This window comes from Nostoc sp. (genome assembly GCF_036917615.1).
In the GTDB taxonomy this organism is placed as follows: Bacteria; Cyanobacteriota; Cyanobacteriia; order Cyanobacteriales; family Nostocaceae; genus Nostoc.
Map to the genome: position 1 here is coordinate 144,406 of NZ_JBALCZ010000087.1, position 13,000 is coordinate 157,405.

Consider the following 13,000-nt stretch of genomic DNA (forward strand, 5'->3'; position numbering starts at 1 on the left):
TCTCTCTCACCAATGATTTAGGATTGCTATATTAACTCTTGACGATTGAGCTTTAATTCAAGGATAGTGCAACTTTAGGGACGAAGAGGGTTGACTAACGCCCCTAATTTGCATCTATATCTTAAACTACAGTCCGAAGATGTTTAGAAGATTAAGGATAATACCTAGAGGTCCAGTTATAGTATTTACGGTATCGCCAGTCTTAGCTGCACCCGATCGGTTGACTACCACAACATCATTATTACGGAGTATGGGATTAGTTTGCTCATTAATCCCAGCAGAGAAATCCACTTTTACTATACGTTTAGTGACAGAACCATTAGGGTTAAGGCGAATCAAATCAACAGCACTACTACTAGCTCTGGCATCATTAAATCCGCCAGCAGCAAGTATAGCTTGATTTAAAGAGCTATTCGGCTGAACATCTGTTAACCCTGGTCTTTTAACTTCGCCTACCACACCAACTTGAATGCGTGTAGGAGATAGAGTAGTGGTAGCTAATTGAGTAGCTTCTGCGGGGTTGATTTCAGTAGCCGTCGGAATAACAATTGTATCTCCGTCTTGCACGATGATGTCTTGATTGGCGTCACCACTCTGCAATAGTTGCCAAAGATTAATATCTATAGCTTGTTCTGAGCCGGATCTTGTCGGTCGGCGTAGCCTGAGATTACGAACATCAGCCTGTGCTGTAATTCCCCCAGCTAGTTGAATTACCCGCGTCACATTTGGTAAACCAGCGGGATTGGCAGTGCCACTGTTAGTGGTTGCACTCCCCTGAGCATCTGTGTTACCTGCGGTGACAAGATACGAACCGGGACGGTTAACTTCACCAATAATTGTTATTGTGCGGGGTGTGGTTTGGCTGGCGGCAAAGTTAGCTGCAAATAGATTGCGGGATTCTGCTACGTTGAAGTTGGTTGCTGTTGGCACAAATATGGTGTCTCCATCCCGCAAGGTAATATCCTGTGATAATCTGCCTGTTTGAATGAGTTCCTTTAAATTGACACTGACGGCTTGCTCTGAAGAACGTCCTATCTTACGCCGTAATTGAACTTGAGTCACATCCGCAGCCAAGGTTACCCCCTGTGCTGTTGTCAATGCAGTTAATACAGTCGGGTATTGTACGCCTGGATTGTTTCCTGCACCTCCACTCAAACTCAGAGTGTAAGCTCCTGGACGTGTCACCTCTCCAGCAACGAAAATATTGATAGGACGAGGCGATAACAAATTGACTGAGATCAACGGGCGTTTGAGGAAGCGAGCATATCTTCTGGCAATTTCGTCGGCAGCCTGTTCAGTTGTTAGCCCGAGAACGGATACACTGCCAATTAAAGGTAGGTTGATCGCTCCACCTGGAGGAACTTGGTATTCACCTGTATACTCAGGTACTTCAAATACATTTACACGGATAAGATCGCCGCCTCCTAATGAATAATTAGTATCTATTTGTGTTTGTATGGTTGGTGATTGTGTAGTTGGTGGTAATGGTTGTCCCTGAGCTAGACTGATACATGGCATAGCGGCATTGACAGCAGTTAACAAAGCCACACCCATAACTGGCTGAGTTAGGAATTTAAACAAACTTGTGTTAAACATATTTACCTGAAACTCTGAAACTACGATCAATAATGTACTGTCTAAACATTTTTATTTTGACTATACCTAAGTATTCAAGTTACCCGTCACTCTTATTTTCCTCGAAAAGTGTGATTTTCCGGAGGAAATTTGTTTATTGAATTTGAATTTTTAGTGAAGTTAATTTAAAGTTAACACTGCTTGAATAGAGCAATTATCAAAAAATAGATAATTTACGCAACTAAAGGTAGTTTCTCCAAGAAATTGTCTGTTAACCAATAAAGTACTTCAGAATAAAATTTTCTTGTCGAAGTCAATTTTATGACATTTAAACTGTGATTTAAAATCTACTATGACTACCAAAATTATGAACAAGTTCATTAAATAAATACAAATAACCTTAAAAAGAGATCGGAATTTTATTTTGTGTGGGTTGTCTTGATAAAGATAAACTCAAAAATGCAGAATTTTGGGTTTTTGTTCCTCAAAATAACCTAAAATTTCCTATTTGGCAATAAGCAAGAAGACTAATTTAGTGAGTTATTTTTTATTTGGATTTGTTGAATAAAAAATTCTTCTAGGGAGTGACGCGACAAATTCATGGCAATAATTTTACCCTCCATAAGACGAAGACTGGCGAAGAAATCATAGTAATCATCTTGTAGTGTACCTTGCCAGGAACCATCAGGCTCAAATCTGAGAGTGGGTATCCATTTTTTGAGAATTTCCCAGTCACCACCTTGACCTTTGATGTGATATGTGTTTTTTCCGCCTAAGAGTTCATTGAGGGAACCAGAGCAAATTAATTCACCTTGAGCGAGGATAGCAATGCGATCGCAAATCTGTTCTACTTCACTAAGAATGTGGCTGTTGAAAAAAATCGTCTTGCCAGCGGCTTTCAGCGCCAGAATAATTTCCCGCATTTGGTAGCGTCCTACAGGATCAAGACCAGACATGGGTTCATCTAGAAAAACCAATTCTGGCTCGTTAATTAGCGCCTGTGCCATACCAACACGCTGTAGCATTCCTTTAGAGTAGCGGCGCAAGAGCTTTTTGCGGGCATCGGCTTGTGATAAACCCACTAATTCCAGCAGTTGGGGAATGCGTTGGTGTTGTACACTTTTGGGAATTTGGAATAGCCCAGCCGCTAACTGCAAAAACTCCCAGCCAGTAAGATAGTCATACAAATAGGGATTTTCCGGCAGATAGCCGATATGTTGCTTAACACTGCGATCGCCTAGTGGCTCACCCAATAATAATCCCCGTCCAGAGGTAGGATGAATAATTCCCAGCAACAATTTTAAAAGGGTAGTTTTACCAGCACCGTTTGGCCCCAGCAATCCAAAGGTTTCCCCTTTGTAAACTGTTAAAGAACAGTTTTTGAGAGATACGACTTTTTGATTTAGCCAAAAACCAGTGCGATAGACTTTTCGCAACTCAGAAGTTAGGACTACTGGCGGAGTGTCGGTCGTATTAAGTTGAGAATTAGGGTCATCTGCAACAGACTTCATCTCAGTTAAATCACCATTTACCAGCTTGGTATTAATTACAAGTTACCTGATAGGCTGATAATAACCATCACCACGCGGTGTGTCAATTATCGCAAACAGAGTGAGTGCTGTTAGCGGATAGCTGTGGTTTAGCCCGTACTGAGTTAGGAGTTAAGAGTTAGGAGTTAAGAGTTTTTTCTTCCTCATCTTCCCCTGCTCCCCCTGCTCCCCTGGTTACTGAGCGCAGTCGTAAAGCCTGCGGCATAGCTTCTCTACGAGACGCTACGCGAACGCTTAGGGCGCAGCCTAAGAAGAGAAGTATGCTCCCCCTGCTGCTTGCCTCCTACAATACGCCCTTAGAACTAGGAATCACGCCAGCACGACGGGAGTCGATTTCCACCGCCAGCCGCGTTGCCCTCGCAAATGCCTTAAACGTTGCTTCAATAATGTGATGGGAATTAATGCCATCCAGTTGCCGAATGTGCAGTGTCATTTGGCTATGGTTCACGAGTGCCACAAAGAATTCCCGTACCAGTTGGGTGTCATAGGTTCCTACCCGTTGGGTAGGAATTTGTAAACCGTAGCTGAGGTGAGGGCGTCCGGAAAAGTCTAGCACTACCTGAACTAAGGCTTCATCCAATGGTGCGAGAAAATTACCAAAGCGGACAATACCTTTTCTGTCGCCTAGTGCTTGGTTCAAAGCTTGGCCCAAGGTAATGCCTACATCTTCGTTGGCGTGGTGGTCATCAATTTCCCAGTCTCCCGTGGCTTGCACATCTATATCAATCAGCCCGTGGGAGGCAATTTGATGCAACATATGATCCAAAAACGGAATGCCAGTTGCTGCTGTGCAAGTTCCTCTACCATCCAGGTTGATGGTAACTTGCACATCAGTTTCACCAGTGGTGCGTTTAACTGTGGCAATCCGAGGCGTTTTAGTTGACTGGTCGTAGTTTGAATGAACTTGGCGATTGGTTGTTTGCATAGGGTATGGAAAGAGTTAGAAGTTAAGAGTGAGGAGTTAGGAGTTAAAAATTCATAACTCATAACTCATAACTTTATCGCGTCACATTCCCATAATTTCATATCCTGCATCTACATACAGAATTTGTCCGGTAATGCCGCTGGACAAATCACTACACAAGAAAGCCGCAGCATTGCCCACTTCTAACTGAGTAACGGTGCGTCGTAAGGGAGCTAGTTCTTCTACATGATGAATCATATCCAATATTCCGCCTACCGCTGAAGATGCCAAAGTGCGGATGGGGCCTGCGGAGATGGCATTCACGCGGATATTTTGCGGACCTAGTTCAGCCGCCAAGTAACGCACACTAATTTCTAACCCCGCCTTGGCAACTCCCATAACGTTATAGTTAGGGATTGCCCGGACACCGCCTAAATATGTCAGGGTGACGATACTACCTCCCTCTGTCATCAAAGGTTTCGCTGCACCACTTAACTGCACCAGAGAGTAGGTACTGATTTCTAAGGCGGTGTTAAAGCCAGAACGAGAGGTTTGGCTAAAATCTCCACTCAAATCGTCTTTGCTAGCAAAGGCAAGACAATGGATGAGGATGTCTAGCTTCCCCCACTGATCGCGGATTGTTTCAAAGGTAGATTGAATCTGTTCATCATTTTGAACATTACAGGGAAGAAATAAGCTGGGATTGAGAGGTTCTACCAATTCCGCAACTTTTTTCTCCATCTTGCCGCGTTCATCCGGTAAGTAGGTAATACCCAGGTTTGCTCCGGCTTTGTGCAGCTGTTGGGCGATGCCCCAGGCGATCGAGCGGTTATTGGCAATACCTGTAACAAGGGCATTTTTTCCAGTCAGATTCAGCATATAAATTATTAATGCAATCGATCATTAGGAGCATACTAGAATCTGAGGCTAGTTTGTCTTTGTTTTACACAGGATTTGCAAAAATGAATATTGGTTAGGGTGTTTACTGTGACAAAATTCTTGATTCTTCCTAAAGATTTTCTCAAGATATCTTTATTTGTTCTTTAAAAAACCTTGTTTATACAGCTATTGTAACTACTTATCAACAACTACTAGCTGAAAGGATCAACAATTATGTATCATTATAAACAAAGAGTTATGAAGCGATTAGTTTGAGTATAGGAAAGTACAGAAAGGTTGACGGTGCTTTATTCATTTTTCGGGTGTATTCTTAGGTAATCAGTTTTTGTTTTTCCGGCATTGGGTAGGGGAAGGGAGATGATCGTGACACAAGATAAAGCCCTAGCAAATGTATTTCGTCAGATGGCGACCGGGGCGTTTCCGCCAGTTGTGGAAACGTTTGAACGCAATAAAACGATCTTTTTTCCTGGCGATCCTGCCGAACGAGTTTATTTTCTTTTGAAAGGTGCTGTTAAACTTTCCAGGGTGTACGAGGCAGGAGAGGAAATAACGGTAGCACTGTTGCGGGAAAATAGTGTTTTTGGTGTATTGTCATTGCTGACAGGAAATAAGTCGGATAGGTTTTACCATGCGGTTGCATTTACTCCTGTGGAATTACTGTCAGCACCAATTGAACAGGTGGAGCTAGCACTCAAGGAAAATCCAGAATTATCAATGTTAATGCTGCGAGGTCTGTCTTCGCGAATTTTACAGACGGAGATGATGATTGAAACTCTCGCTCACCGAGATATGGGTTCTAGGTTGGTGAGTTTTTTGTTAATTCTTTGTCGGGATTTTGGGGTTCCTTGTGCAGATGGAATCACTATTGATTTGAAGTTATCTCATCAAGCGATCGCAGAGGCAATTGGTTCAACTCGTGTTACCGTTACTAGGCTACTGGGGGATTTGCGTGAAAAAAAGATGATTTCTATCCACAAAAAGAAGATTACTGTGCATAAACCTGTTACCTTAAGTAGGCAGTTCACATAAAAACAATTGGAGAAAGGGGAGTTGGCGCCTGTTGTGTTTTGAAAAATGACACTAATAGCTAGAGGTAAATCTAAAATTGAGTAATTTCAGCTATTGCCAATCTCCACTTCTCCACAGACAATGCTTAAAAGTAGTAGGCTGTATCTGGAAGGATTTCGGTAGCTAAAGATGACCACCGGATACATCCTCATAGCAGCAATTTTAATTCTGGGAGGCGTAATTGCAACCGTGGGCGATCGCATCGGCACACGAGTTGGCAAAGCCCGCCTCTCACTTTTTAACCTGCGTCCGAAAAACACCGCTGTACTGGTAACTATTTGTACTGGTGGTTTGATTTCAGCATCAACCTTAGGGATTTTATTCGCTGCCGACGAAGGCTTGCGAAAGGGAGTTTTTGAGTTAGAGGATATTCAAACAGACCTTAGGCAGAAGCGGGAACAGCTAAAAACCGCAGAAACTCAGAAAAGTCAGGTAGAGAGTGAGCTAAACCAAGCAAGAATTGCCCAAGCCAAAGCACAACAAAACTTGCTCTTAATCAATCAATCCTTGCAGGCGGCGAATGCCAAACAACGCCAAACACAAGCTCAGTTGAACCGCACCATTAATCAACAAGCCCAAACTCAAACTCAACTCCAACGCACTCAAGGTCAGCTAGAACAAGTTGTAACTCAGTACCAAAAAGCCATAGCTGAACTCCAAAGTGTTTACAACCAGAGAAAGGAGCTACAGGCGGCAGTTGAACTACTGAAGACAGAACGTCAACGACTGTACGCTGAAGCTAAAAAAGCGATTGACGAAGCCAAAACAGCTATTGAAAAACGCGATCACGAACTTGCTAACCGCCAAGAAGCCATAAAACAGCGCGATCAAAAAATTGCCCAACTGGATCAACTAATTCAAAAGCGTAATCTAGAAGTTGCAGCGCGAGAGCAAGTGATTACCAAACGGGAATCGCGCCTTAAAGAATTGGAAGGACAACAGGAGCAACTAGAACTGGAAGTTGCAAGGTTGGAAAAATATTATCAATCCTACCGCGACCTGCGTTTAGGTAAGCTGGCCTTAGTTCGCGGTCAAGTTCTGTCTGCTGGTGTAGTTCGTGTTACCCAACCTGCTGCTGCTCGCCAAGCAGTGATCCAACTTTTACAACAAGCCAATCGCAACGCCGACCTCGAATTAAGTGAGCCTGGGGCAAATCCTGCAAATGTAGAGTTACTGCGCGTGACCCAGGATAGGGTTGACCAATTGAGCAAGCAGATTGGCGATGGTCAAGAATACGTGATGCGAATTTTCTCGGCTGGTAATTACGTCAGGGGAGAAAAGCAGATAGAATTTTTTGCGGATACAGCCCGGAATCAATTGGTTTTTTCGGGAGGCGCAGTGTTAGCCACAACCACTACCGATTCCCAAACCATGACATCCTATCAGTTACAACAACGGCTGGAAATATTGATTTCTGCTTCCCAATTTCGGGCCCGTAACGCCGGAATTGTCGAAAATGTCCAAGTAGAAGGGACTTTTCTGCGCTTTGTCACCCAACTAAGACAGTATAATCAACCATTGGAGATCAAAGCGATCGCAGCAGAGGACACTTATACAGCCGGGCCATTGAGAGTGAAATTAGTAGCAATAGTCAACGGAGAAATTATTTTTAGTACTTAAAAAAATATTTGTACACTGTTATTAGTAAGATTTAAACATATTGAACAGCAGCCAAAATAGTTGCTGTGATTGCATTTATTCTTTTCTAATTCTTAATTTTTAATTTTGAATTTCTTATGACTTTCCGTGAATTTTCACCAACGCAACCAGTCATCTTGGGGTTTGATCCAGGTCGAGATAAGTGTGGTTTAGCGGTGATCGGACTGGATCGGCAACTGCATTATCATCAGGTCGTGCTAGCGAAAGAGGCGATCACTACCATTGAGACACTGCGTCAAAGGTTTCCTATCTCTTTGATGGTCATGGGAGACCAAACTACAGCCAAGCAGTGGAGACAAGAATTATATCAGAAATTGACAGAACCGCTGAATATAATTTTAGTGGATGAGCGCTACACAACCTTAGAAGCACGCGATCGCTATTGGCAAATGTACCCACCCAAAGGACTAATAAAGCTATTGCCGCAGGGTCTGCGACAGCCACCAAGGCCGATAGATGACATTGTTGCCATTCTCTTAATCGAAAGATACTTAAATCGCCTCACAGAATCAGCAGTGAGGAGTTATGAGTGAGGAGGTATGAGTTAGGAATTAATATCTTCACAACTCCAAACTCCTAACTCCTAACTCTTAACTCATAACTCCTAGAGTTCCGCCCGAATAGTAAAAGCATAGTCTCCTCCAGGCTCTAGCTGGTAATCTTGTTGCTCCAAAAATCGACCGAGGGGTTCTTTGATTAAGGCGCGGCCTTGGGAAGGCTTGACGGCAAGTTCTCCCCGGCGAAAATGCCACTGGAAATGCCACTCAAACTCACCTGCACTCACTTCACCCTCAAGGAAGCCGTGTTGCCAGGATTGGCGGGTAATTCTGACATGGGCAATGGTTTCTGGCAGACGTTTAGCACTCACAATGCTTTATGTCAAGTGTAGAATAATAGCCGATCATGTAGGCTTATTATTTTATTTATCAAACATAGCCTAATTAGACAAACTGACAAAGTGAGTATTTATAGTTGACTAGGTTGTGTTAATAAGCAAAACGACTCCAGTATCCTGAAGTCGCGGCTATAACCCAATAAGGTTTATTTAAGGGCTTGCTTAATAAGCGGCTATCTCAGCACCAGAATCAATGAAAGGTCTCCCATTAGTATAATCGTGGGTACAGGTAAGAACCATTGTGGTTGGCTGATTTAAATTAACGAGTGTAACCCCACCCACTGTAGTTGTTATAGATCCACCCAGCTGTGTTCCAAGGGCAGCTGCGTGTATAGAAATAATCTCACCTGTTTCTTTGGCGCGGACATAGCATCGCACAATGCCGTTAGTTCCATTGTTTCCAGCTGTCGCTGAATAATTAACTATCCACTGACCAGGAGGAAGAAGAATTTCCCCTAATATGAGTTGCTGACCTCCAACAGGAGGAAAATAAAGAACCTGTGTTGTCTTGGCAAAGTATGCTGCGTTGATTGCTGTTGCAGGCAGTGTTAAACTGACCACTGATCCAACAATAGCTAACAAGGAACTACCTAATGCTAATGGTTTCATATTTTAATGAATTTTTGGTTAATTACATCAGCTTTATCAACTTTGCAATGTAGTGCTAGTAGCTACTTAATACATAATTTTTTCAAAAATCTTCATAAATCATAAATTATGGGTATTGAAACGATTTATGCAAAACACTGAGTATTTGTAGTTGACTAAGAAGAACTCACAAGTCAGGAGCCAGAAGCTAGAATGGCAAGTGTGCCAAGCATTCTATTTTCTCAATTGGAAATTCTGATTATTCCAGTTTTTTTATTGACAGGTGCTGATGTTAGAGTAGAGCAATAAATTTAGTAATGCCAATGCTTGTAGTCACTATGTTTTTGATTCAACAAGCAAAGGTTAAACTTGGTATAATTTCAGTAAATTATAGCTTGCTAGAAGTTTAAATCAGTCAAAAATGGGCAAGTAATTTTTGTTACGTTCTTAGGAATGAGTTGATTTTAAAAATTACATATCGGATGCTGCTTTCATCAGTGTATTGTGGATTAATTGGGATTTCCTTGAATGATTTCAGCACAATTACAGCCCGATAAAGCTTAGAGTGTTTAAATTGCTTTTCTTGTATATCAAAACGCAGAATATTTTTTAGCGGATGTTCGATAACTTGGTTGCCACGCAGACTTTTCCGTTCGATAAATACCTTATTGATACTCTTATAGAAGGTGCAGATTGTTACAGGTGATGTTGCAAAATAAGCAGCGATCGCCATAATAATCAATGTAAATAAATTTAAGAAAAATAAATAATTACGCTGATTCTGCTGCACTAATAGGGAAGTTTGCCCAGAGTTGATAAAATCGTTGATTTGAAAGGCAACTTCCTGATTCTCTTGATAGCTAACATTTGATAGTAGAGCAAAGTCTCCAAATGGAGTCACAATCATAACTTGATAAGTTTTCGATCCTTTGCTACCAGTCTTTGTAAGAATGTATGCTTCCTGGAGATCAAACATTTTGAGTTTCTTCATACTTCCCAGCAAATTAAACCGCCTCAAGTCACAGTTAATTTGGTTTGGTGAAGGTCGAGTGCAATTGAGACTGACTGAAGCAGACTCAAAAAATAAGCAGTAAATCAAAAAGCTTAAACAGATAGTAAAAATGCACCACCCACTGAACCAATATGTGAGTGGTCGATGTTTTAACTGCAATCTGGTACGGGTTTCCTCTACAATTTTCATCAGCGCTTGTGTATAGAATACTTAACCCCTGAGTAGAGTATTCCCCTCGTAGCCCATTCACTTATCGCCAAGTACTAAGTACTAGGGAAGATTTCCGATGAATCCCTAAAAAATCTTTGGCTGGCTGGTAGATAATTGGGGCAGAAAGCTATAGCTAGAAGCATGGAAACCAAACAGCTAGGAAAAAGTGGTATCTTTGTGAGTGCGATCGGTTTGGGTGGTATGCCCATGTCAATTTCTAATCGCCCTCCCGAATCGGAATCAATCCAAGTTATTCATCGGGCCTTGGATCTGGGTATTACATTTATTGACACTGCCGACTCTTACTGCAAAGATGAGTCAGATAAGCACCACAACGAGCAATTAATTCACAAGGCACTTAGTAGTTATAAAGGCGATGTTAGCAAAGTAATTGTGGCAACTAAGGGCGGTTTGATGCGTCCCAATGGCAACTGGACAAGCAACGGCAACCCAGAACATTTACGCGAAACAATTCGAGTCAGTTTTGAGGCGTTGGGTGGTGCTAAACCCATCGATGTTTGGCAATACCATTCCCCCGATACTAATTACACCATTGAAGAATCCCTTGGAGCAGTTAAAGAAGCAGTGGAGGCTGGTTTGATTCGGTTTATAGGAGTTTCTAACTTTTCCGTTGAACAAATTAAGCGGGCGCGGGATGTGGTGGATATTATCTCAGTGCAGAATCAATACAGCCCTTGGCAACGACAGCCAGAAAATGATGGCGTGTTGAAGTATTGCGAACAGCAAGGATTGACCTTTTTGCCTTGGAGTCCCCTTGGTGGTAGGCGTCGCCATCAGGAGTTGCAAGATATCCCTGCGATCGCTCAGTTAGCTAAAGAAAAAGGCGTGTCTGTGTATAATATCGTTTTGGCGTGGTTGCGTTCCAAATCGCCCGCTATTTTGCCAATTCCTGGTGCTAGCAAGATTTCCAGTATTGAAGACTCAGTACAAGCTATCAATGTGAAACTATCTGATCAAGAAGTACAAAAAATTGATCAGGCAACTTAATCATCCACTAGCTTACGTAAATTTAGCAGGGTGCAAAATGTAAAAGTTAAAATTCTTAGATTGCCTGCACCCAGCGCATAAAAAAAAGACATGATCTTAGAAACACACCGCTTGCTAATGCGTGACTTTATAGAGGCAGACTGGCAGGCGGTTTTTGCCTATCAATCTGATCCTTTGTACTTGCGTTACAACGATTGGACGCACCGCACACAAAAGCATGTTTGCGAGTTTATCCAGATATTTATTGATCAGCAAAAAGAGCAACCACGGACAAAGTTTCAGTTAGCTGTTGTCCTCAAAGAAGAAAATCGGCTTATTGGCAATTGTGGTATTCGTGTAAACGACCCGGAAATGCGGGAAGCAAATATCGGTTATGAACTAAATACTCAGTATTGGGGACAAGGTTATGCAACAGAAGCAGCACACGCTATTTTAAAGTTCGGCTTTGAAGAACTGGGAATGCATCGTATCTGGTCTTGGTGTGTTGCAGAGAATATTGCTTCTGTAAAGGTATTAGAAAAAATTGGTATGCTTCGTAAGGGTCATCTACGGGAAAAAGAGTTAATTAAAGGCAGATGGTACGACAATTTTCTTTACGCTATTATTGACCACGAGTGGAAAGCATCGCAGCTTTGTGTCTAGTTCTACTCTTTTACTGCTGAAAGAATACTAAAATATTTAAGTAAAAATAAAATTAAGAGCCACACCGTGAGGCCACAGTATACCCAGAGGAAATCGCAACAGCCATTAAGGAGAATGAAGAAGATTAATGGCTCGTTTGTATGAAGTATGAGTAAAATTTACAAAATTTATCTTGATGTTTGTTGTCTGAATATAGGAATCATATTTGATTTCTGAAATTATCTACGTAGCCGGGGAGTGGGGAGTAGGGAATAGGGAATAGGGAATCAGGCTTTTCGAGTTGTACGGAGTTTTTTAAAAAATCAAATCATAGTCCTATAGAACCCTAGACGATTTAGAACAATTTCGGATTCGTATGGAGGCTGAAGCAGTAACTGAGATTATTCAAAATTGCGAAGATGGCAAGTGGATATTGATGAATAGTGATATTATCGAATTTGAGGTTAGTCAACATTCAAACTTATTTAAACAAGAACAAGTCAACTCAATCCTAAATGTAGCAAACATTTATATCCAATCAACAGAAAATATTGACTTGAGAACAGAATAATTAATAAAGTTGAGCTTTAAGTTTCACGATGCGTTACATTTAGCTTTTGCAGAAGCGGGAGAAGCAGATATATTTTTGACGACTGACGATCGCCTTTTCAGGAAAGCAAAGCAATTTAAAAATATTTTAAAAATAGAAGTCGAAAATCCGACGATTTGGTTAATGAATATTTTGCAACCAGAGGAAGAAAATAATGAAACTGACGGAAATTAGACAGCAAGGATATAAAGCCCTAATTGATGCTTTAGGGGTAGCAGGAACGCTGAGATTTTTACAGCAATTAGAAGTAGGCTATGGTGACTATACTAAAGAACATCATCAATGGCTCGATCAACTCACAATAAATGACTTTCGTAACTATGTTAAACAAAAAAAAGTTGATTGAAGAAGAATTCAGGCGCTTAAGTCTTGCTTGTAACTCATTTGCGTCTATAACAGA

Annotated in this window: 15 protein-coding genes; 8 read left to right on the forward strand and 7 right to left on the reverse strand. The window is 41.6% G+C overall.

Annotation, left to right across the window (positions count from 1 at the left end; all coding sequences use genetic code 11):
* Nucleotides 1-126 precede the first annotated feature (126 nt).
* The 4 genes from V7K85_RS32190 to fabI form a co-directional block, all read right to left on the reverse strand.
* Entirely contained in the window at nucleotides 127-1,596 is a 1,470-nt protein-coding gene (locus V7K85_RS32190) for an SLBB domain-containing protein (protein ID WP_334820126.1), read from the reverse strand.
* Between the two features lie 506 nt (nucleotides 1,597-2,102).
* Nucleotides 2,103-3,086, reverse strand: coding sequence for an ABC transporter ATP-binding protein (locus tag V7K85_RS32195; RefSeq protein WP_334820128.1), 984 nt, complete (start codon nucleotides 3,084-3,086; stop codon nucleotides 2,103-2,105).
* A 322-nt stretch (nucleotides 3,087-3,408) separates the two neighbouring features.
* Nucleotides 3,409-4,050, reverse strand: coding sequence for an imidazoleglycerol-phosphate dehydratase HisB (gene hisB, locus V7K85_RS32200; RefSeq protein ID WP_334820130.1), 642 nt, complete (start codon nucleotides 4,048-4,050; stop codon nucleotides 3,409-3,411).
* An 81-nt stretch (nucleotides 4,051-4,131) separates the two neighbouring features.
* A complete protein-coding gene (gene fabI, locus V7K85_RS32205) occupies nucleotides 4,132-4,908 on the reverse strand; it encodes an enoyl-ACP reductase FabI (RefSeq protein ID WP_334820132.1) in 777 nt (258 codons plus the stop codon).
* 378 nt (nucleotides 4,909-5,286) lie between these two features.
* Here fabI and ntcA point away from each other — a divergent pair, with 378 nt between their 5' ends.
* The 3 genes from ntcA (at nucleotide 5,287) to V7K85_RS32220 (ending at nucleotide 8,189) form a co-directional block, all read left to right on the forward strand.
* Entirely contained in the window at nucleotides 5,287-5,958 is a 672-nt protein-coding gene (gene ntcA / locus V7K85_RS32210) for a global nitrogen regulator NtcA (RefSeq protein ID WP_094347373.1), read from the forward strand.
* Between the two features lie 168 nt (nucleotides 5,959-6,126).
* Complete coding sequence (locus V7K85_RS32215; RefSeq protein ID WP_334820134.1) at nucleotides 6,127-7,617, forward strand: DUF3084 domain-containing protein; 1,491 nt, start codon at nucleotides 6,127-6,129, stop codon at nucleotides 7,615-7,617.
* A 116-nt stretch (nucleotides 7,618-7,733) separates the two neighbouring features.
* The gene (locus V7K85_RS32220) at nucleotides 7,734-8,189 is read left to right on the forward strand and encodes a Holliday junction resolvase RuvX (RefSeq protein WP_334820136.1); all 456 of its coding nucleotides are present in this window, start codon (nucleotides 7,734-7,736) and stop codon (nucleotides 8,187-8,189) included.
* A 71-nt stretch (nucleotides 8,190-8,260) separates the two neighbouring features.
* Here V7K85_RS32220 and V7K85_RS32225 read toward each other — a convergent pair whose 3' ends face one another.
* The 3 genes from V7K85_RS32225 to V7K85_RS32235 form a co-directional block, all read right to left on the reverse strand.
* Nucleotides 8,261-8,524 carry a DUF3146 family protein gene (locus tag V7K85_RS32225; RefSeq protein WP_069070640.1) on the reverse strand — a complete coding sequence of 88 codons (264 nt, stop codon included), beginning with the start codon at nucleotides 8,522-8,524 and terminating at the stop codon, nucleotides 8,261-8,263.
* A 189-nt stretch (nucleotides 8,525-8,713) separates the two neighbouring features.
* Complete coding sequence (locus tag V7K85_RS32230; RefSeq protein WP_334820138.1) at nucleotides 8,714-9,160, reverse strand: hypothetical protein; 447 nt, start codon at nucleotides 9,158-9,160, stop codon at nucleotides 8,714-8,716.
* 418 nt (nucleotides 9,161-9,578) lie between these two features.
* Complete coding sequence (locus V7K85_RS32235) at nucleotides 9,579-10,130, reverse strand: hypothetical protein (protein ID WP_334820140.1); 552 nt, start codon at nucleotides 10,128-10,130, stop codon at nucleotides 9,579-9,581.
* 372 nt (nucleotides 10,131-10,502) lie between these two features.
* Here V7K85_RS32235 and V7K85_RS32240 point away from each other — a divergent pair, with 372 nt between their 5' ends.
* The 5 genes from V7K85_RS32240 (at nucleotide 10,503) to V7K85_RS32260 (ending at nucleotide 12,946) form a co-directional block, all read left to right on the forward strand.
* Entirely contained in the window at nucleotides 10,503-11,369 is an 867-nt protein-coding gene (locus V7K85_RS32240) for an aldo/keto reductase (RefSeq protein ID WP_334820142.1), read from the forward strand.
* Between the two features lie 90 nt (nucleotides 11,370-11,459).
* Nucleotides 11,460-12,011 (forward strand): GNAT family N-acetyltransferase, encoded by a 552-nt coding sequence (locus V7K85_RS32245; RefSeq protein WP_334820144.1) that lies wholly within the window; start codon nucleotides 11,460-11,462, stop codon nucleotides 12,009-12,011.
* A 355-nt stretch (nucleotides 12,012-12,366) separates the two neighbouring features.
* A complete protein-coding gene (locus V7K85_RS32250) occupies nucleotides 12,367-12,561 on the forward strand; it encodes a hypothetical protein (protein ID WP_334820146.1) in 195 nt (64 codons plus the stop codon).
* 9 nt (nucleotides 12,562-12,570) lie between these two features.
* The gene (locus V7K85_RS32255) at nucleotides 12,571-12,774 is read left to right on the forward strand and encodes a hypothetical protein (protein WP_334820148.1); all 204 of its coding nucleotides are present in this window, start codon (nucleotides 12,571-12,573) and stop codon (nucleotides 12,772-12,774) included.
* Entirely contained in the window at nucleotides 12,755-12,946 is a 192-nt protein-coding gene (locus V7K85_RS32260) for a hypothetical protein (RefSeq protein WP_273764533.1), read from the forward strand. The genes V7K85_RS32255 and V7K85_RS32260 overlap by 20 nt, the downstream gene beginning before the upstream one ends.
* Nucleotides 12,947-13,000: the final 54 nt, after the last annotated feature.